The organism is Streptomyces sp. NPDC002994 (genome assembly GCF_040611155.1).
GTDB lineage: Bacteria > Actinomycetota > Actinomycetes > Streptomycetales > Streptomycetaceae > Streptomyces.
In genome coordinates, this window is sequence record NZ_JBEXNQ010000008.1 from 133,340 (window position 1) to 152,719 (window position 19,380).

The following is a 19,380-nucleotide window of genomic DNA, read 5'->3' on the forward strand; positions in this document are numbered from 1 at the left end:
ACGGAGACGCGTGAGGCGACGCGTTTCGATCACCACCGCACGCGCCCCGACAGCTCACCCGCGGAGGGAGCGGTGCGGCTCAATTCCCCCGGGACCCTCATCGCGCTCGCTGGGCTAGCTGGGCTAGCTGGGCTCGTCCCGCACCATCAGACCGGCGACCCACAACGGCATCAGCCAGTGCGCGGCCAGGACGGCGACCAGCACGGGCGCGATCAGCCCCTCGACCTGTACGTCGCCGATCCAGCCGGCCGCACCGACCCCGAGGACGGCGGCCAGCAGCAGCCCGGAGGTCAGCCGGTGCGCGCGGGCACGGGCCCGGTCACGGTCGGCGAGCTGCCGCTCGTCGAGTACGCGGCCGCGCAGTTCGAGCAGGCCGCGGGTGGTGCTGTTGAGGACGCCGGTCACGAAACACCAGGGCAGCAGCAGGGCCAGCATGGCGACGAGGGCCCACACTTGCCTCTCCCCGAAGACCACGACGTTCCAGCACGCCACCGAGGCGACGGTCATGAGGATGTGCGCGCCGACGAAGAGCCGACGGCGTACGGCTGTGGCGTGAAGGGCGGCACCTTCTTCCCGGTTCATCAGCGCGAACATGCGCTGGTCGTACCGAGTGACCTTCCCTGCTGCCTGCCCCTGCTCCTGCCCTGCGGTCGTAATCACTACTGCTTCCTCCCGTAGACCTCGTCGGTGAGCGGCCGGAACGGCCGGAGGGAGAACAGCGCCTCCACCGGCAGCTCGAAGAACTCGGCGATCTTCAGGGCGAGATCGAGGCTCGGGTTGTACTGCCCGCGCTCGATGTACCCGACGGTCTGATAGTGCGCCCCGACAGCCTCAGCCAACGCCTGCCGCGACACCCCACGCTCAGCCCGAACCATCGCCAGCCTGTTGTGCACCTGCTCGCTCATGTATAAGAAGTACTACATAGCGATGGAGACCTGCAAGCTGACAGGCGGCTGTACCAGGGCCAGGGGATGAGGCTGAGGGGGAGGCCAGCGGCTGCGCTTGCTGGGCGGCGGGAGCTTCGGACGGCCCGTGGCGTTGATCGCATCTGCGATGGGGGCCGCCACATGTAAGTGTGGCGCCGGAGCCCCGCCCCTCAAGGGCGCTCCTACGTCGCGTCGCCTACGGCGATTCCGCTCCGCTACACCCTTGACCGCCGAACCTCCGCCGCAATGCTTCTGGGGGGCGGCCCCCGGGGGGAGCCCACGGGGAAACTCCGGCTAGTGGCTGGCGTGTCGCTGCCGGCCGACGGGCTCGGTGAGTGGGGCGCACCACGTCTAGGGGGCGGCTCGGCCCCAGGCTCAGCGACTGCGGGAACGGCCGTTGGTGCACCATCCCCATTCCCACGCACACGAGCACCCGCCCAGGTGGACGGCCGACCTCTCCGGCCGACCTGCGGACCGGCCGGTCCGCAGGCGGGGCGCACGAGTTGAATGGGGCGACTCGGGCAGGTGTGGCGTCCACCCCGGCCAGTGGCCGGTTGGACCGCAAGCACGTTGCTGGTGTGAGTGGGTGGTGATGGCGTCCGAGCCACAGGTGTGGGTCGAAACGCGCCCGTGAGGCGGGAAGCGATACCACTGAGGCAGGTGGGGCTGGAGGGGTGTTGAGGCTCATCAAGTGCCGGGTTAATAGCGCTCAAGGGCCACGATCCGTCGGTTGAGACGACCGAGCCCCACCAACGACGACGGCGGGACCGCCAACCGAACTCCCCCCGGCCACTCCGATGCCCCGCCACCCCACCGCCACCTGCCCCACCGGCCGCCCCAACCGTCGTCCGTTCAGCCTCGCCACCCTTCCCGCCTACGGGTGGAAACGCTCCCGTGATGGCTGGAAGCGATACGGCTGAGATGGGTGGGACTGGAGGGGTGCTGGGATTCGCCATGTGTTGGGTTCGTCGCGTTCCGAGCCCGGAACCGGGCTGCCGGTGCGACCGCACACCGCCAAGGGTGGCAGCTCGGGCGCTTCTTGAGCCCAGACTGCGTTGGAATGGCCTTCTCGGCTGCCGTGTCCGAGTCCGCCGAGCGTCCCGCTCCCGTCACGCCCCGGGCCGACGGCCTGTGAGCGGTCACGCCACCTTATCAGCCGCACAAGCCACTCCAGCGAGTCGGCCGCGCGATGCGCGTGGGGCTGACGCGGGTCGAAACGGTTCCGTGATGGCCGCGAGCGATACGGCTGAGACCGGTGAGGTTAGAGGGGTGTTGGGATTCATCAAGTGTTGGGTTAGTTGCGTTCGGGTCCCGGGCTGGCTCGCTGGAGCGACCGAACCTCATCAAGGGCCAGAAGACTGCGTCGGAATGGGCATCTCGGCCGGCCGATGGCCGTGAGCCGTCACAACGATACGGCTGGGACTGGTGGGGTTGGAGGGGTGTTCGGACTCGCCATGTGCCGGGTTCATCGCGTTCCGCGCCCCCGGAAAGGGCCGTTGTAGCGACGAAGGCGGGGCTGCCGCCGTCGGCCATTGCTGGGCGGAGTGGCCGATGTACCGCCGCATCAGCCTCACACAAGCAGGGCGTTCGTCGCGCCCGCCAGTCCGTCTCCTCAGGCTCACTCGCCCACCGGTCCGCCGTGACCACGCTCCCTGGGGCGGCCGAGTCCGCCCCACCGGTGGTGGCCCTCGGGAGCTGTCTTCCGCTGGGCTGGATGCGCCGGGCCGTTGGCGTGCGACGAACCCCGCACATGACGCACTGCGAGGCCTCCCCCATGGGTCGATAGCGGGGCGAAAGGGGTGCGTCTGTGTGTCATGTGCTGGGTTCGTCCCATCCGGCTCGGCTGGGAGCTTGCCCCATCTGTCCGGCCCGGAGTAACGACTGCCCCACCGGTAGGGCCGAGAACGTCCGCCACCTCTACTGGGCGCGCCGAAACGTTCGAGCCCCTATCGGCTTCGCCGTGAGTGTCGAGCCGACCTGCGGGCCCGGTCGCTCGTCCGGCCAGACCGTCCGGCCGGGCCGTCAGAAGGACGCCCCGCCCCTGGGTGCCCCTCCACCCACCCACACCAGCAACCTGCTTGCGGCCCAACCGACCACCGGACGGGGCGGACGCCACACCCACCCGAGTCACCCCATGCAACTGTCGCGCCCCACCCGCGCCGACATGAGTCCGCACGTCGACCCGGTCGGTCGGCCGTCCGCCCACGTGGGTGCTCGTGTGCGTGGGAATGGGGATGCCCCGCCAGCGGCCGTTTCCGCAGTCGCTGAGGCTGGGGCCGCACCGCCCCCTCAACCTGCCGCGCCCCACCCACTCACCCGCAAGCCACCGAGCCGGGCCGCGCCCATCCCCCAGCTCCCGTGCAGGGCGTTTTTTCTTGGGCCGTCCCCGTATAAGCGTTAGCGGTGGGCCGGGGCGGCGGGTCAAGGGGAGCCCGAAGGGCTCTCGCGCAGCGACGCGACCGTAGGGAGCGCCCTTGACGCGCCGTCACGGCCCACCGACACTCGAGCGCTCGGGACGGCCCGACCCCCAGAAGCAAAGGGTGTGACGCCAACGCCCCCGGCGGCCGAGTCCATCGGCTACCGGGGGCGTGGGCGTTGTCGCGTGGGGCGCGTGTCAGCACGCGCTGGGCACGCGCCTTAGATCAGGCCGAGCTCGCGCACCGCGTCGCGCTCTTCCTTGAGCTCCTGCACCGACGCGTCGATGCGCGTACGGGAGAACTCGTTGATGTCCAGGCCCTGGACGATCTCGTACTTGCCGTCCTTGCAGGTGACCGGGAAGGAGGAGATGAGGCCCTCCGGGACGCCGTACGAACCGTCCGACGGGATACCCATCGACGTCCAGTCGCCGACCGCCGTGCCGTTCACCCACGTGTGGACGTGGTCGATGGCCGCGTTCGCGGCCGACGCGGCCGAGGACGCCCCGCGCGCCTCGATGATCGCCGCGCCGCGCTTGGCGACGGTCGGGATGAAGGTGTCGGCCAGCCACTTCTCGTCGTTGACGACCTCGGCCGCGTTCTTGCCCGCGATCTCCGCGTGGAAGATGTCCGGGTACTGCGTCGCCGAGTGGTTGCCCCAAATGGTGAGGCGCTTGATGTCGGCGACCGTGGAGCCGGTCTTCTTCGCGAGCTGCGACAGCGCACGGTTGTGGTCCAGGCGCGTCATCGCGGTGAAGCGCTCCGCCGGTACGTCCGGGGCCGCCGCCTGCGCGATGAGCGCATTCGTGTTGGCCGGGTTGCCGACGACGAGGACCTTGATGTCGTCCGCGGCGTTGTCGTTGATGGCCTTGCCCTGCGGCTTGAAGATGCCGCCGTTGGCGGACAGCAGGTCGCCGCGCTCCATGCCCTTCGTGCGCGGGCGGGCGCCGACGAGCAGCGCGACGTTCGCGCCGTCGAAGCCGACGTTCGGGTCGTCGGTGATCTCGATGCCCTGGAGCAGCGGGAAGGCGCAGTCGTCGAGCTCCATGGCGGTGCCCTCGGCGGCCTTCAGGCCCTGCGGGATTTCCAGGAGACGCAGCTTGACCGGCACATCCGCGCCGAGCAGGTGGCCGGAAGCGATGCGGAAGAGCAGCGCGTAACCGATCTGGCCGGCCGCGCCGGTGACGGTGACATTCACGGGAGTGCGGGTCATGGCGATCTCCGTAAGACAGCTGGCGGTGGGGGTCCCTGCCCCTCGTTGCTGGATATCACCGACACGCCCTGACCCCGACGCCGTTGGCGGCCTCTGAATCTTGACGTGAAGAGATATCCAGCGGTCAGGCTATCGGACCCCGGGAGCGCCGGTCTCCCGACCCCGTGTGGTGCGCCGCACATACCCCCCGAACGCGGGCGGCCGCCCGCGCTGGAGGGGGGTGCGCGGGCGGCCGACCACCGGGGTGGGTGCTGGACACCCGTGGGGGGATATCTTGCGCCTTCCCCGTCCGGGCGCGGGCATTCCCCTATTCTTGGCCGGCTGTCCCCGGCTGTCCCCGGCTGTCCCCGGCTGTCCCCGGCTGTCCCCGCCCCGGCTCTTCCCGGCTACTCCTGCGTCGTGCAGCCCTTCACACCGGACGCGAGAGTCGCGCACGCCTTCGCGTCAGCGGCCTTGGTGACGGCGACCATTGGGGTGTACGCGTCCTTGTCCGCGTCGACCAAGCCGTTCTGGTCCTTCGGCTTCCCGCCCTGGCCGGTCTCGGCGCCCGAGGCGATCTGCACCTTGTCGCCCACTGTCGCCTGGGTGATACGAGCCCACGCCGCCCCGCACGTCTTGCTGTAGCGGACCTCGACGAATGCGGTGCCCACGGTCGCGCTGGACGTCGTCTTGGCGAACTCACCGCCGCAGCCCATGGCCTCCGGGTCCTGCCCGGTGCACTTGTCGCCGAAGCATTCGACTCCGACGGGCAGCTCGGGAGCCGAAGTGGTCGGTCCGGCCGTCGGCTTCTTCTCCGCGACGGGGTCCTTGTCCTTGCCACCACCGAGGTCGGTCAGCAGTACGGCGGCCGCTATCACCAGGAGCGCGCCCACGACGCCCGCGAGGAACATCGTGACCTTCCTGCGCCTGCGCCGACCGTCCGGAGACCCGGGGACCGAACTCGCGCTCGAACCCGGTCCCGGTCCCGCTCCCCTGCCGCCCTGCTGCGGGGATATGCCGAAGCCCTGCGGCGGCGCGTCCGTCGGCGTACGACCTCCCGCGCCGGAAGCCCCCACACCTCCACGCGCACCGTTGCCCGCACCATTGCCCGCACCGTTCCCCACAGCGCCCGGTCCCGTACCGATGGAGCCCGCCCCGGGCCCCATGCCCGTACCGGCGAAGCCCGCTCCCGCGCCCGCGCCCGCCGCCGGAGCGGACGGGTCCGTGGTCGTGCGCCGGCCCGGCCGGCCGCCGCCCTTGGCGGGCGACGACGGCGTCGCCGACGGCTGGCCGAACTCACCCAGGGCGGCCCGCGCCTGCGAGATCCGTATCGCTTCCATGGTCATGTCGTGGCGCATCTCGGAACGGCTCCAGGCGCGTTCCGCGAGCTCCCACATGGTGGTCAGGTGGTTCGTGTTCGTACCGGTCACATCGGCCAGTGCGACGACCGCGCCCTTGGGCGCGAGCAGCCGGCCGTTCAGGTAGCGCTCCCAGGACGTCTTGCTGTAGCCGGTCCGGTCCGCCACCGCCGCGATGCTGAGCCCACTGCGGTCAACCAGCCGGCGCAGCTGGCTCGCGAACTCCTTGACCTGTGGATCGAGCTCCTCCGGTAGAGCTTTCCAACGAGGCATTGCTTCCCCCTTGTCCCCCCGTACGTGCCTGATGTGCCCCGTGCTCTCGTGTCCCCCTGCCACAACCCTCCGCGGTCCGTGTCCGGACTACCCAGAGGGATGCGCGAAGCCAGGATGTCAGTTCCTGGGCCAGGAGCGCACGGGAGCATTCGGCAGTCCGGCGTGCCCCCCTCGCGCGCCCCCTCCCGATTCCCGGGAACAGTGTCCCATCGCAGTGGCCCGGCGCGATCCGTAACCCCGCTGTTGCGCGGTGATCGGGCCGTGGCGGAATGGTCACCTCCATGCCACAGGGCCCCGGCACCCCTTGATCGCGATTGGCCCGTCCCGGACGCTGAAAACCGTGTCGGCGCCCGTCCTCCCTCGGGGGAGAGGACGGGCGCCGTCACGTACGGAATGGCCGGACGGCCGGACGGCCGGCCCTCAGACGCCGCCGTCGAACTCCCGGGCGCGTACACCCGCTTGGAACCTTGAGGTGGCGCCGAGCGTCACCATGAGTTCGGCGACGCGTCTGCGGTACGTACGCAGCGACACGCCCAAGCGGCGGCACGCCGTCTCGTCGGTGTATCCGGCACTGAGCATGCGCAGGATCTCGCGGGCCTGCTCGCTGAGTACGGGCGGCCTCGCGCCCACATAGCCGGCCAGGTCGCCGGCGGTCTCCCAGGCGGCGCTGAACAGCGACCTGACGCCGTCGACCACGTCCGGCGACCGGACCACCGTGTACGTCCGGGTGCCGCGGACCGGCGCTCCGGCCAGGATCGCGATCCGCCGGTCGATGACGATCGCCTCGTGGGCGAGCGGCGCGACGCAGATCCGGATCTGCGCGCCGGAGGCGGCGATCCGCAGGAGACGGCGCTCGGCCTCGGCGTCGGACAGCGCCTGAGGGGTGTAGAGCTTGCGCATCGACAGGCCGCCCGGCGTCAGCGGCGGCCGCTTGCCCCCGGCGAACGCGGCGTTGACCCCGGCCGACCAGGTGAAGGGATCCGCGGCGGCGCACAGAAACTCCTGCCGTGCGCCGGCGAAGAGATCGCCGGCCCGGCGGACGAGCTCCTGTTCGCCCCGGAGGGTCACGATCTGATCGCTTCTCATCGTCCGGACATCTTGCTGCCCGCTCCGGACGGGGGTCAACGCGGCAACGCGGCTACCGGGCGGACGGCCTGCCCTGGCGCCGCTTTACCGCACCGTGAACCGGATCGCCGCCTCCAGGAAAGGGATCTCCAGCCACGGTTTGGGCTGCGCCATCAGTGCGAGCAGCACGATGGAGGTGCCGAGCAGGCCGTACGTCGCCATGTCGGTGAAGCGCGAGCGTACGGCGAGCATGCCCACGGACGGGATCAGCCGGCGCAGCACGGCTCCGGCGATCAGGGCCAGGCCGATCAGCAGCGTGCCGAGACGGAAGCCGATTCCGAACGCGTCGACCACCACGAGCAGCAGCCCGAGCGCGATCGTGCCGAGGACGGCCAGGAACGGCCACTGCCGGACCGGGGCGGCCCCGGACGCGGCTCGACCGCCGCCCTCGGGGCGCGCGGTGTCCCGGGTGAACAGCGGAAAGCGCCGCGTGGTGCGGACGGGCCCGTCCGGGCCCGGGGCGCTGACGACGCCCTTGGCCGACGGTTCGGGCTCACCCGCGTCGCCCGTCGCACCAGTCCCACGCGTCGCGCCAGCCTCGCCCGTCCGGCCCGCGGCCCGCGCCTCGGCAGCGCCGTCAGCGTCAGCAGCGGCTCGCGCGTCCTGCGCGCCCGCCTCCACGGTGAGGTCGCCGGTGGCGGCCGGTTCGTCCGGACTCGTAGCAGCACCCATCGGTGGCGCTTCCTTCCCGCTCAGCTCGTGCCGGCGTGTGCGGTGCCGGCGTGTGCGGTGCCGGCGGCCGCGCGCTCCGCCGCCTCGACGACGTTGACGAGCAGCTGGGCGCGCGTCATCGGGCCGACACCGCCCGGGTTCGGAGCGACCCAGCCGGCCACCTCCGCGACGCCCGGGTGGACGTCGCCGACGATCTTGCCGTCCTCGTCCCGGCTGACGCCCACGTCGAGCACGGCCGCGCCCGGCTTGACGTCCTCGGGCTTGATCAGGTGCGGCACACCCGCCGCGGCGATGATGATGTCCGCCTGCCGGAGGTGCGCGGACAGGTCACGCGTACCGGTGTGGCACTGCGTCACCGTCGCGTTCTCCGACTTGCGGGTCAGGACCAGCGGCATCGGGCGGCCGATGGTGATGCCGCGGCCGACGACCACGACGTTCGCTCCCTTGATCTCCACATCGTGGTGGCGCAGGAGCTGGACGATGCCGTACGGCGTGCACGGCAGCGGGCCGGGCTCGCCGATCACGAGCCGGCCGAGGCTCATCGGGTGCAGGCCGTCGGCGTCCTTCGCCGGGTCCATCAGCTCCAGGACCCGGTTGGTGTCGATGCCCTTGGGGAGCGGGAGTTGGACGATGTAACCCGTGCACTCCGGGTTCTCGTTCAGTTCCCGTACGACTGCCTCGATCTCCTCCTGGGAGGCGGTCGCGGGCAGTTCGCGCTGGATCGACGCGATGCCTACCTGGGCGCAGTCGCGGTGCTTGCCCGCGACGTACCACTTGCTGCCCGGGTCGTCACCCACCAGCACGGTGCCGAGTCCGGGGACGATGCCCTTGGACTTCAGAGCCGCCACGCGGGCGGTCAGGTCGGACTTGATCGCGGCTGCGGTGGCCTTGCCATCGAGAATCTGGGCAGTCATGCCCCCATCCTCGCGGATGGACCCGCCCAGGTTCCAATCAGGCCGCCCTGACCGAGGTTGCACTTGCACAACACATAGGCATACCGACTGGACAAAGGCACGAGTGTCCTACAACGATGATCGGCGCAGTGCCGCGGACAGCGGCGGGGGGGCACCGCTTGTTATCTTGTGACGTTCCTCCGCTCGGGCCGCGACGTCCCCAGCACTTCCAACGGAGGAACCCCGCCATGAGTTTCGGCGACCCGAACAACCCGTACGGACAGCCCGGCCAGCAGCCGCAGCAACCGCAGCAGCCGCAGGGCCAGCCCGGCTACGGCTACCCCCAGCAGGCCCCGCAGGGCGTCCCGCCGCAGCAGGGCTACGGCTACCCGCAGCAGGGCGCTCAGCAGCCGGGGCAGCCCTACGGCGCGTACCCGCAGCAGCAGCCGCCCGGCACGCTCCAGGCCAACAGCGGCTACATCAACGTCCCGGTGCTGGGCACCGTCGAGGTCGCCACGATGGGCCGTCGTCTCGGCGCGCGCTGCCTCGACGGTGTCGTGATCGGCATCCTGTACGCGATCCTCAGCGCGACCCTGTTCGCGGGCATGTTCGGCGCGGCCGAGAGCATCGAGGACTGCTCCAAGCTCGACCCGCTGACGTCGGCCTACGAGACCTGCGTCAACGACGGTGCCGAGGCGGCCGGCGGCATTTTCGCCGCGTTCTTCGGCGCCATCATGGTCATCTTCGTGGCGACCCTGCTCTACGAGTGGCTGATGATCTCCTTCGCCGGCGCCACCCTCGGCAAGATGGTGCTCGGCCTGAAGGTCGTCAAGGAGAACACGGGCCAGGTCCCCGGCATCGGCGGCGGCTTCATCCGCTGGATCATCCCGATGGTCGGTGCGATCCTCTGCGGCATCGGCCAGCTCCTGGTCTACCTCTCCCCGTTCTTCGACAACTCCGGGAAGCTGCAGGGTTGGCACGACCGTGCCGCCGGCACCCTGGTGATCAAGAAGTAACGACCGTACGCACAAGAGGCCGCAACCCGACGGGGTTGCGGCCTCTGGCACGTCCGCGTCAGTGGAAGAAGTGGCGCGTGCCGGTGAAGTACATCGTCGCGCCCGCCTTCTTCGCGGCCTCGACGACCAGCTCGTCACGGACCGAACCGCCCGGCTGGACAACGGCCTTGACGCCCGCGTTCAGCAGGATCTCCAGCCCGTCGGGGAAGGGGAAGAAGGCGTCCGAGGCGGCGAAGGCGCCCCGCGCGCGCTCCTCGCCCGCACGCTCCACCGCGAGCTTCGCGGAGTCGACGCGGTTGACCTGACCCATGCCGACGCCGACGGACGCGCCGCCCTTGGCGAGCAGGATCGCGTTGGACTTCACGGCGCGGCAGGCGCGCCAGGCGAAGGCCAGCTCGGCGAGCTCACCTTCCGACAGCGCCTCACCACTCGCGAGCGTCCAGGTCGACGGGTCGTCGCCCTCCGCCTGGAGCCGGTCGGTGACCTGAAGCAGAGCGCCACCGTCGATCGCCTTGACCTCGACCACATCCGACGGAGCGTCGGGGCAGACCAGCACCCGGATGTTCTTCTTACGGGCGAGCACCTCGACAGCCCCGTCCTCGTACCCCGGCGCGACGATGACCTCGGTGAAGATCTCGGCGACCTGCTCGGCCATCGCCACGGAGACCGGCCGGTTGACGGCGATCACGCCACCAAAAGCCGACAGCGGGTCGCAGGCGTGCGCCTTGCGGTGCGCCTCGGCGACGTCGGCGCCGACGGCGATGCCGCACGGGTTGGCGTGCTTGATGATCGCGACGCAGGGCTCGGCCTGGTCGTACGCGGCGCGCCGCGCGGCCTCCGTGTCGGTGAAGTTGTTGTACGACATCTCCTTGCCGTGCAGCTGCTCCGCCTCGGCGAGGCCGCCCGTACCGGAGGTGTAGAGCGCCGCGGGCTGGTGCGGGTTCTCGCCGTACCGCAGCACGTTCTTGCGCGCGTACGTCGACCCGAGGAAGTCCGGGAAGCCGCTGTCGTCGGCCGCGGCGTAATCATCAGCGAACCAGGACGCGACAGCGACGTCGTACGCCGCCGTGTGCTGGAAGGCCTCGGCGGCGAGACGCTTGCGGGTCGTCAGGTCGAACCCGCCGTCCTTGACCGCGCTCAGCACATCGGCGTACCGCTCAGGGCTGGTGACAACCGCCACAGAGGGGTGGTTCTTGGCGGCGGCGCGGACCATCGAGGGGCCGCCGATGTCGATCTGCTCGACGCACTCGTCCGCGGTCGCGCCGGAAGCGACGGTCTCCTTGAACGGGTAGAGGTTGACGACCACGAGGTCGAAGGGCTCGACGCCCAGCTCCTCCAGCTGCGCGCGGTGCGCGTCGAGCCGCAGGTCGGCGAGGATGCCGGCGTGCACGCGCGGGTGCAGCGTCTTGACCCGGCCGTCGAGGCACTCGGGGAAGCCGGTGAGCTCCTCGACCTTGGTGACCGGGACGCCGGCCGCGGCGATCTTCCCGGCGGTGGAGCCGGTGGAGACCAGGGTGACGCCCGCCTCGTGCAGGCCGCGGGCCAGTTCCTCGAGGCCCGTCTTGTCGTAGACGCTGACCAACGCGCGGCGGATGGGCCGCTTCGTACCTTCGGCGGTCACTGGATAACTACCTTTCGTCCCTCAATGCGAAAGCCGTTACGGGCCAGGCGCCCCACGACATCGACGAGCAGCCTTCGCTCGACTTCCTTGATGCGCTCATGAAGAGCGGCTTCATCGTCCCCGTCCCGGATCTCGACCACGCCCTGCGCGATGATCGGGCCGGTGTCGACACCGTCGTCGACGAAATGAACCGTGCATCCGGTGACCTTCGCGCCGTACGCGAGTGCGTCGCGTACGCCGTGGGCTCCGGGAAAGCTGGGCAGCAGGGCGGGGTGGGTGTTGATGAACCGGCCACCGAAGCGGGCGAGGAATTCCTTCCCCACGATCTTCATGAAGCCGGCCGAGACGACCAGGTCGGGCTCGTACGCCGCCGTGGCCTCGGCCAGCGCCGCGTCCCACGCCTCGCGCGTGCTGAAGTCCTTCACGCGGCAGACGAAGGTCGGCAGCCCGGCGCGCTCGGCACGTTCGAGACCCGCGATCCCGTCCCGGTCGGCACCGACGGCCACGACCTGGGCGCCGTACGCGGCGGGGTCGTCGCCGATGGCGTCGAGCAGGGCCTGGAGGTTCGTACCGGAACCGGAGACCAGCACGACAAGGCGGGCGGGCGTCCCGGGGGGACGGGAGGAAGGGGGCGGGGAGGCCACGGCGGGGCTCTTTCTCGCGGATGGTGCGGCTTGTGTGGTCGTACGAACGAATCGCATCCCCCGATACGGGGAACTCTACGAAGGCGCCAACCGTCGGCAACGATACCGGCACTCCGAGCGGCCCCCACGGGACGGGTACGTGGCCGGGAGGTAGCGTCAGGGGACAGGTTCCGTCTCCGGACGGGAACAGATCGACACACAAGACCCTGTGTGCACCGCGCATCGGGTCTGAGGGGAAGACGTTCACCAGATGACGGACCGACGCCGCCGCGCGGCTCTCCGCCTGCCGCTTTCCGCGCCGTATGCGGGACAGCGGGGTTCACAGTTGCTGCTGCGGGACCGCCAGTCCTCGTCGACACCACCTTCGTCCCCGCCTCCGTCACCGCAAGGGGACGACAATCCGTTCGCGCCGCCTCCCGAGGGGCAGCCCGACCAGCCGTGGCAGCCGCGTAAGCCGGCGGACGGTGGCGGCCAGGATGACGGCAACAACGAACCGGACGCCACGCCGTCCTCCTCGTCCTCCGGGGGCAGCCAGTGGAGCCCCCGCCAGCCGGGCCGCCAGAGCGGCGGATTCGGTGGGCCCGGCGGACGCCAGGACGGCCCTGAGGGGCCGGGCGGCGGCCAGGGAGGCGGCGGCACCGGCCTGCGCTGGGACCCCAAGGACCCCGCGCAGCGCCGGGCGCGTTACGCGCTGCTGTCCGGCATGTGGGCCTTCTTCTTCGCGCTGTTCGACCTCCCCGAGGTCGCGCTGCTGCTGGGCGCGTTGGCGCTCTACTGGGGCATCAGCTCGCTGCGGGCGAAGCCTCGCCGCGCCCAGGACGCGGCGGCGGACACCGCGGCCCCGACCGGTCCCGCAGCCGCGTCGCCGACGTCCGGCAGCAGCAGGCCGCAGACGACGGCGGCGGTGAGCGGCCTGGTCACGGCGGCGCTCGCGCTGACGATCGTGGCGACGACGTTCACGGTCCAGCTGGTCTACCGCGACTACTACACGTGCGTGCAGGATTCCCTGACCCAGTCCGCGCAGGCGTCCTGCAACGACCTGCTCCCGAAGCCGCTGCGCCCGATCTTCGGCGTAAAGGAGTAACTCACCGAGCCCGGCTCCGGACCGGAACGCAGCCTGCCGGGCGGTCGCGGCCGCAGCATCAACGCCCCGGCTGCGCGAGGCATACCAGCCGCCGGGCGGGATCCTGCTCGGCCCGCTGGGTGGGCTGCGACTGCAACGCGGAACCGGTGGCAAGGGCGGGCTACGACGGCGGCCTGCCTGTGAGCGGGGAAGCGGGCCATCGCGTGGTTACGTCGACGGCGGATTCGGAAGCGCCGCTCAACCGCCCTCCAGCTCCCCGGAGGTCTCCACACCAGGTGGAACCGCAGAGCCGGACGCCCCCGCACCAGGTGGAACGGGGCGACCGGAGGTCCCGACACCGGGCGAAGCCGGGAGGCCGGAGGTCCCAGCACCCGATGGAGCCGCGCGACCAGACGTCCCCGTACCAGGCGAAGCCGGGAGACCGGAGGTCCCAGCACCCGATGGAGCCGCGCGACCAGACGTCCCCGTACCAGGCGAAGCCGGGAGACCGGAGGTCCCCACACTCGGTGGAGCCGGGGAGTCGGAAGCATCAGCACCCGATAGTGCCTGGCGACCGGGTGTTCCAGTAGCCGGCGGAGCGGGGAAGGTGGGCGTCCGGGCTTCGGGCGGGGGCGTTGGGACATGCGGGGGTGTGTCGGTCTCATAGCCGGCGGGTGCGCCGGCGGGCTTCGTGTCCGGCGGATGCGTGGTGGCCGGGAAGTCGGTCATCAAGCCGCCGGACGCCTCCTTCAGGGCCGCCCATCTCGCCTCGCGCACCCCGCTGTCGTGCCAGGCCGCGCCGACCGTGGCCTCAGGATCGCCGACGGGCAGGAAGTCGGCTTCGCCGTCGTACGGCCCAGAAACGTCGTCGCCCACCCCGCCGCCACCGCGACCACCAGGACGCCACCACGGGGTCGCAGCCACCGAACCCGTGGCGGGCCGGCGCCTGCCACTCCACCACCACGCCCGTTTCGCAGCGCCCGCACTCCGATCCTGAGCCGCGCCTCGCCGCCTCCACCACCTGCACTTCACCCCCGCGCCGGTTTCCTCCGCAACCGCCTCATCCGCAGGCGCATCCGACCTCCCGCGCCAGGAGCGCGGAGTCCGGTCGCGCAGGCGCCACGCTCGCAGGATCAGCGCGGCCGGGACGCCCAGCGTCACCGTCCACACCAGCGCCGCCCCGCCCGTACGCCACCACACCGGCCCGAACTCCGACAGCGCCCCCACGCCCAGCGGCCCGCTGGCCAGAGCCGCGAGTACCGCCGTCGCCACCCCGCAGCCCGCGCCCGCCAGGGCCGCCCCGAGGGCCGTTTCACGGAGCGTCCAGGCTTCCTCCCGTACGGCGAAGGGCGGCGCGGCCGTACGTACCGTGAACCACGCGACCGTGACCGCCCCCACGACCGGCACCGCCGACGTCGCCCAGTGAACCAGCGTCGCCCCCTCCCCGGACGGCAGCGCCGCGACCAGCGGAAAGTGCGGCAGCGCCGGAGTCCCCACCGCACCCAGCGGCGTGGCGGTCGCGCCCGCACCCAGGGCGAACCCGGGCCCCAGCCCATACGCGGCGCCCCACACGGCGGCATTCGGCGCGAGCGCCAGAACCAGCAGCACCACTGCCAGCCGCCCGGACCAATCCGCCGCGAGTTGCAGCACCGCCCCCTGCGCCGCCCCCGCATGCCAGACCAGCGACGCCAGCGCGATCAACGCCCCGCCGCCCACCAGCGCCACGACCCCGGCCCCGGCGGCCCCGAGCGCGACCCGGAACCGGGGGCGCACAAAGGCCTCCCGCACGCCCCCCGGCACCCAGCGCGGCAGCGGCCCGCGCGGGCGCCCGGTCGCCGTCCACACCCCGGCCGCCGCCCCCGCCGCAGCAACAAGGGGCAAATGCAGCGCCGCGCTCAGCAGCCCGGCGGGCAGCGGCCCGCCGTACGCGTAAAGCACCGCGGCCGCACCGACGACCACGTACCCGGCAACAACCCCGCAGAAGGCAACAACCGCAGCAGGACCAGCCCCCGCAACCCCCCGATCCCCGTCCCCAGCCACTCCCTCCACTCCCTCCACACCATCCGCACCCTCCACCGCATCCCGCGCGGCCCGGTGCGCGAGCCACACCGGCAGGGCCATGAGCAGCATCGGAGTCAGCCCGACGGGCGCGGGAACGCCGGACAGCGTGTCGTACCGGACCAGCTCGGCCCCATGGGCGAGCAGCCACAGCCCGGCGGCGACGCGCAGCGCCCCGCCCGGCCCGTTGTCGGGGTACGGCGAACTGATCCACAGCCCCAGCACCAGGACGGCGAGGGAGCCCAGCCCCAGCCCGGCAGCGATCACCCCCCGCACAAAACAGGCGGCCTGCGCCGAGGAGCGGCTTCGCACGGACGGCAACCACGTACCGCGATGGGTCACTTGAGTCACCCGGCCATGCTGTCAACGACACGCGCTTAATCCATGTAACGGGCGAATGACTGCCGTGTCGCCCAATATACGTTTATGTACTTTTTCGCCTGGTGTAGCGCTGCGGGGGGATTTTCATGACGCAGAGCACCGAAACCGCCCCCGCCGCCCGGCTGCCCTCCCCCAAGGAGCGGCGCAGGCTGCGCGAGGCGAGATCGCTTACCCAGGAGCAGCTCGCCGCCGCTCTGGGCGTCACCCGCGAGACGATCAAGGCCTGGGAATCCGGCCGCGTAAACCCCAAGCGCCGCAAGCGAGCGGCGTACGCCAAACTGCTCGCCTCCCTCAAGGATGAGCCCACCCCCGCCCCGCAAGCCACGGTGCCAGGAGGGGACGTGCCGGGGCGCTCCCCGCAGGGCGTTGAACGCAACCACCCCGAGCGGGACAACGCCGTACCCGAACGTTCGACGACCGAGGAGACGCCACGGCGCGGCACCGACCCCGACGCCCTCGCGAAAGGGCCCGCCCTCACCCCCGCCCAGGCCTTCGACGCCCTTTACGCCCACTCCGCCCCCGCCCTGCTGAGCCAGGCGTACCTCCTCACCGGAAACCGGCGCCTCGCCCGGGAGTCCGTCGAGTACGCCTTCCGCCTCGCCTGGCAGCGCTGGCCCGCCGTGGCCACCGATCGCGACCCCCCGAGCTGGGTCAGGGCAGCGGCGTACGAATACGCGCTCTCCCCCTGGCACCGCCTGCGCCGCGCGCGCAATCGCCCCGAACGACCCCCCACCGACCGCGACCGCCGGGTACTCCTCCAAGCCCTCCTCGACCTTCCCCCCATCCACCGCCGCACCCTCCTCCTGTACGACGGCCTGGGCCTCGACCTCCCCGACACGGCGGCCGAAACCGAGGCGAGCACCCGCGCCGCCGCCAACCGCCTGCTCAACGCCCGCGCCGCGATCACCAAGCGGCTGCCGGAACTCGCCGACGCCGGCACCCCCGCCGAGCAGACCGCCCTGTTCCAGGAACGCCTCAGCAAGCTCGCCGAGTGCGCCACCGCGCCGGCCGCCAACGCGCCGGCGGTCAAGCTGCCGCCCGCCGGCGCCGTACGGACGGGAAGCGAGCGCAAAACGCGGTTCTGGACGCGCGCGGCCCTCTTCTTCACGGCGATGATCGTCAGCGCCACAGGCTTCACGCTCGTCACAGCCCCGACGCGGTACGAGCCCCCGCGCGCCCCCGGCGAACCGGTGGGCGGCGTCCCGGTGCGCGGCGGCCCTCAGCCACTGACCCCGGAGGACGAGGAGTTGCGCGACATGCTCCACTCGGCGCCCATCACCGGCCCGGCCCGCCTGGTCCCCCAAACGCGCTGACGAACGCGGCGCCCCGTGCCCCGACGCGAGATCGAACGCGGGCGGGCCCGTACCCCCTGACCAGGGGATACGGGCCCGCACCGGTTCGCCGAAGCGAAAAACAACAACTAGCCCGCGAGGATCGCGCGCGCCAGCTTCGCCGTCTCGGTAGGCGTCTTGCCCACCTTGACGCCCGCGGCCTCAAGGGCCTCCTTCTTGGCCTGTGCGGTGCCAGAAGAACCGGACACGATCGCGCCGGCGTGGCCCATGGTCTTGCCCTCGGGCGCCGTGAAGCCCGCGACGTAACCGACGACCGGCTTCGTCACGTTCTTCGCGATGTAATCAGCCGCACGCTCCTCGGCGTCGCCACCGATCTCACCGATCATCACAATGAGATCAGTGTCGGCGTCGGCCTCAAAAGCAGCCAGAGCATCGATGTGCGTAGTACCGATGACCGGGTCGCCACCGATGCCGACGGCGGACGAGAAGCCGATGTCACGGAGCTCGTACATCATCTGGTAGGTCAGCGTGCCGGACTTCGACACGAGACCGATGCGGCCGGGCTTGGTGATGTCGCCCGGGATGATGCCGGCGTTGGACTGGCCCGGGGTGATGAGACCGGGGCAGTTCGGACCGATGATCCGGGTCTTGTTGCCCTTCGCACCGGCGTACGCCCAGAAGGCGGCCGAGTCGTGGACGGCGATGCCCTCGGTGATCACGACGGCCAGCGGAATCTCGGCGTCGATCGCCTCGACGACGGCGGCCTTGGCGAAGGCCGGCGGCACGAAGAGAACCGACACATCGGCGCCGGTCTTCTCCATCGCTTCCTTGACGGAGCCGAAGACAGGTACCTCGGTGCCGTCGAAGTCGACGGACGTACCGGCCTTGCGGGGGTTCACGCCACCGACGATGTTGGTGCCGTCGGCCAGCATGAGCTTGGTGTGCTTCATGCCCGTGGCGCCGGTCATCCCCTGGACGATGACCTTGCTGTCCTTGGTGAGGAAGATAGCCATGGTGTTGGAGTCCCTCGTCCCTTACTTCGCAGCCGCGGCGAGCTCGGCGGCCTTGTCGGCCGCGCCGTCCATGGTGTCCACGCGCTGAACGAGCGGGTGGTTCGCGTCGGAGAGGATCCTGCGACCCAGCTCCGCGTTGTTGCCGTCCAGTCGGACGACGAGCGGCTTGGTGACAGCCTCGCCCTTCGACTTCAGCAGCTCAAGAGCCTGGACGATGCCGTTGGCGACCTCGTCACAAGCGGTGATGCCACCGAAGACGTTGACGAACACGGACTTGACGTCCGGGTCGCCGAGGATGATCTCCAGGCCGTTCGCCATGACCTCGGCGGAGGCGCCGCCACCGATGTCGAGGAAGTTGGCGGGCTTCACGTTGCCGTGGTTCTCACCGGCGTACGCGACGACGTCCAGGGTCGACATGACCAGACCGGCACCGTTGCCGATGATGCCGACCTCGCCGTCGAGCTTGACGTAGTTGAGGTTCTTGGCCTTGGCAGCAGCCTCGAGCGGGTTGGCTGCGGCGTGGTCCACGAACTCCTCGTGGCCCGGCTGGCGGAACTCGGCGTTCTCGTCGAGAGACACCTTGCCGTCGAGCGCGATGATGCGGCCGTCGGCGACCTTCGCGAGCGGGTTCACCTCGACGAGGAGCGCGTCCTCGGCGACGAAGGTGTCCCAGAGCGTCACCAGAACCTCGGCGACCTGCTCGGCGACCTCGGCCGGGAACTTCGCCTGGGCGACGATCTCGCGGGCCTTCTCGATCGTGACGCCGTCATTGGCGTTGACCGGGACCTTCGCGAGGGCCTCGGGGGTCTTCTCGGCGACCTCCTCGATGTCCATGCCGCCCTGGACGGACGCCATGGCGAGGAAGGTGCGGTTCGTACGGTCGAGGAGGTACGAAACGTAGTACTCCTCGGCGATCTCGGGCGCCGTCTCGGCGATCATCACCTTGTGGACCGTGTGGCCCTTGATGTCCATCCCGAGGATGTCCGTCGCCCGGGCGACGGCCTCGTCCGGCGTCGCGGCGAGCTTGACGCCGCCGGCCTTGCCGCGGCCGCCGACCTTCACCTGCGCCTTGACGACCGACTTGCCGCCCAGCCGCTCAGTGGCCTCGCGCGCCGCCTCAGGCGTTTCGATGACTTCACCGGCCAGCACCGGTACACCGTGCTTGGCGAAGAGGTCCCTCGCCTGGTACTCGAACAGGTCCACGCGCGTCCGTCCCTTTTCTGGTGATCGCGGTTCGTTGCTTTGAATGCGATGGGCGTGCCGCGAAGGGCAACGTGACGGCGCAGTCACAAGGGAGGCGTACACGGTGTCCGGTACGCGGCATGTCCGTCTCGCAGGTTATCCCCGTGGGCCACAGGTCCCTAAATCGCAGATCACACCTGAGCGGTGATACCGGTCACAGCCGGTCACGGAACGGACGTGCTACGGCGTCGGCGCCG

General features: G+C 70.9%; 15 protein-coding genes. 3 read left to right on the forward strand and 12 right to left on the reverse strand.

Features of this window, described 5'->3' with window-relative positions; genetic code table 11:
• Nucleotides 1-123: 123 nt before the first annotated feature.
• The 7 genes from ABZX79_RS12890 to ABZX79_RS12920 form a co-directional block, all read right to left on the reverse strand.
• A complete protein-coding gene (locus ABZX79_RS12890) occupies nt 124-660 on the reverse strand; it encodes a hypothetical protein (RefSeq protein WP_355255271.1) in 537 nt (178 codons plus the stop codon).
• Nucleotides 660-905 (reverse strand): helix-turn-helix transcriptional regulator, encoded by a 246-nt coding sequence (locus ABZX79_RS12895; protein ID WP_138908556.1) that lies wholly within the window; start codon nt 903-905, stop codon nt 660-662. The genes ABZX79_RS12890 and ABZX79_RS12895 overlap by 1 nt, the downstream gene beginning before the upstream one ends.
• 2,658 nt (nt 906-3,563) lie before the next feature.
• Entirely contained in the window at nt 3,564-4,553 is a 990-nt protein-coding gene (locus ABZX79_RS12900) for a malate dehydrogenase (protein WP_355255276.1), read from the reverse strand.
• A gap of 386 nt (nt 4,554-4,939) precedes the next feature.
• Nucleotides 4,940-6,163, reverse strand: a complete 1,224-nt coding sequence (locus tag ABZX79_RS12905; protein ID WP_355255279.1) for an XRE family transcriptional regulator — start codon at nt 6,161-6,163, stop codon at nt 4,940-4,942.
• A 420-nt stretch (nt 6,164-6,583) separates the two neighbouring features.
• The gene (locus tag ABZX79_RS12910) at nt 6,584-7,249 is read right to left on the reverse strand and encodes a helix-turn-helix transcriptional regulator (protein ID WP_355255282.1); all 666 of its coding nucleotides are present in this window, start codon (nt 7,247-7,249) and stop codon (nt 6,584-6,586) included.
• An 84-nt stretch (nt 7,250-7,333) separates the two neighbouring features.
• Nucleotides 7,334-7,960 carry a DUF3017 domain-containing protein gene (locus ABZX79_RS12915; protein WP_355255285.1) on the reverse strand — a complete coding sequence of 209 codons (627 nt, stop codon included), beginning with the start codon at nt 7,958-7,960 and terminating at the stop codon, nt 7,334-7,336.
• 20 nt (nt 7,961-7,980) lie between these two features.
• Nucleotides 7,981-8,874 (reverse strand): bifunctional methylenetetrahydrofolate dehydrogenase/methenyltetrahydrofolate cyclohydrolase, encoded by an 894-nt coding sequence (locus ABZX79_RS12920; protein ID WP_355255288.1) that lies wholly within the window; start codon nt 8,872-8,874, stop codon nt 7,981-7,983.
• Nucleotides 8,875-9,101: 227 nt separating this feature from the next.
• On the opposite strand from ABZX79_RS12920, the gene ABZX79_RS12925 reads away from it, so the two are divergent.
• Nucleotides 9,102-9,869 carry an RDD family protein gene (locus tag ABZX79_RS12925; RefSeq protein ID WP_355255291.1) on the forward strand — a complete coding sequence of 256 codons (768 nt, stop codon included), beginning with the start codon at nt 9,102-9,104 and terminating at the stop codon, nt 9,867-9,869.
• A 58-nt stretch (nt 9,870-9,927) separates the two neighbouring features.
• On the opposite strand, the gene purH is transcribed toward ABZX79_RS12925, so the two are convergent.
• Nucleotides 9,928-11,490, reverse strand: coding sequence for a bifunctional phosphoribosylaminoimidazolecarboxamide formyltransferase/IMP cyclohydrolase (gene purH, locus ABZX79_RS12930; RefSeq protein WP_355255294.1), 1,563 nt, complete (start codon nt 11,488-11,490; stop codon nt 9,928-9,930).
• Complete coding sequence (gene purN / locus ABZX79_RS12935; RefSeq protein ID WP_355255297.1) at nt 11,487-12,134, reverse strand: phosphoribosylglycinamide formyltransferase; 648 nt, start codon at nt 12,132-12,134, stop codon at nt 11,487-11,489. The genes purH and purN overlap by 4 nt, the downstream gene beginning before the upstream one ends.
• Before the next feature lie 250 nt (nt 12,135-12,384).
• Here purN and ABZX79_RS12940 point away from each other — a divergent pair, with 250 nt between their 5' ends.
• Nucleotides 12,385-13,218, forward strand: coding sequence for a hypothetical protein (locus tag ABZX79_RS12940; RefSeq protein WP_355255300.1), 834 nt, complete (start codon nt 12,385-12,387; stop codon nt 13,216-13,218).
• 237 nt (nt 13,219-13,455) lie between these two features.
• Here ABZX79_RS12940 and ABZX79_RS12945 read toward each other — a convergent pair whose 3' ends face one another.
• Nucleotides 13,456-15,567, reverse strand: a complete 2,112-nt coding sequence (locus ABZX79_RS12945) for a DUF6350 family protein (protein ID WP_355255303.1) — start codon at nt 15,565-15,567, stop codon at nt 13,456-13,458.
• Nucleotides 15,568-15,722: 155 nt separating this feature from the next.
• On the opposite strand from ABZX79_RS12945, the gene ABZX79_RS12950 reads away from it, so the two are divergent.
• The gene (locus tag ABZX79_RS12950) at nt 15,723-16,949 is read left to right on the forward strand and encodes a helix-turn-helix domain-containing protein (RefSeq protein WP_355255306.1); all 1,227 of its coding nucleotides are present in this window, start codon (nt 15,723-15,725) and stop codon (nt 16,947-16,949) included.
• Nucleotides 16,950-17,056: 107 nt separating this feature from the next.
• On the opposite strand, the gene sucD is transcribed toward ABZX79_RS12950, so the two are convergent.
• Both sucD and sucC read right to left on the reverse strand, forming a co-directional pair.
• Nucleotides 17,057-17,941, reverse strand: a complete 885-nt coding sequence (gene sucD, locus ABZX79_RS12955) for a succinate--CoA ligase subunit alpha (protein WP_028812284.1) — start codon at nt 17,939-17,941, stop codon at nt 17,057-17,059.
• Between the two features lie 21 nt (nt 17,942-17,962).
• Nucleotides 17,963-19,144, reverse strand: coding sequence for an ADP-forming succinate--CoA ligase subunit beta (sucC, locus tag ABZX79_RS12960; RefSeq protein ID WP_355255309.1), 1,182 nt, complete (start codon nt 19,142-19,144; stop codon nt 17,963-17,965).
• Nucleotides 19,145-19,380 lie beyond the last annotated feature (236 nt).

Bases quoted from the DNA above. Each gene is read 5' to 3' on its own strand.
- ABZX79_RS12950 (WP_355255306.1), top strand. From the start codon at position 15,723: ATGACGCAGAGCACCGAAACCGCCCCCGCCGCCCGGCTGCCCTCCCCC.
- ABZX79_RS12910 (WP_355255282.1), bottom strand. From the start codon at position 7,249: ATGAGAAGCGATCAGATCGTGACCCTCCGGGGCGAACAGGAGCTCGTC.
- ABZX79_RS12905 (WP_355255279.1), bottom strand. From the start codon at position 6,163: ATGCCTCGTTGGAAAGCTCTACCGGAGGAGCTCGATCCACAGGTCAAG.
- ABZX79_RS12900 (WP_355255276.1), bottom strand. From the start codon at position 4,553: ATGACCCGCACTCCCGTGAATGTCACCGTCACCGGCGCGGCCGGCCAG.
- ABZX79_RS12940 (WP_355255300.1), top strand. From the start codon at position 12,385: ATGACGGACCGACGCCGCCGCGCGGCTCTCCGCCTGCCGCTTTCCGCG.
- sucD (WP_028812284.1), bottom strand. From the start codon at position 17,941: ATGGCTATCTTCCTCACCAAGGACAGCAAGGTCATCGTCCAGGGGATG.
- ABZX79_RS12925 (WP_355255291.1), top strand. From the start codon at position 9,102: ATGAGTTTCGGCGACCCGAACAACCCGTACGGACAGCCCGGCCAGCAG.
- ABZX79_RS12920 (WP_355255288.1), bottom strand. From the start codon at position 8,874: ATGACTGCCCAGATTCTCGATGGCAAGGCCACCGCAGCCGCGATCAAG.
- ABZX79_RS12895 (WP_138908556.1), bottom strand. From the start codon at position 905: ATGAGCGAGCAGGTGCACAACAGGCTGGCGATGGTTCGGGCTGAGCGT.
- ABZX79_RS12915 (WP_355255285.1), bottom strand. From the start codon at position 7,960: ATGGGTGCTGCTACGAGTCCGGACGAACCGGCCGCCACCGGCGACCTC.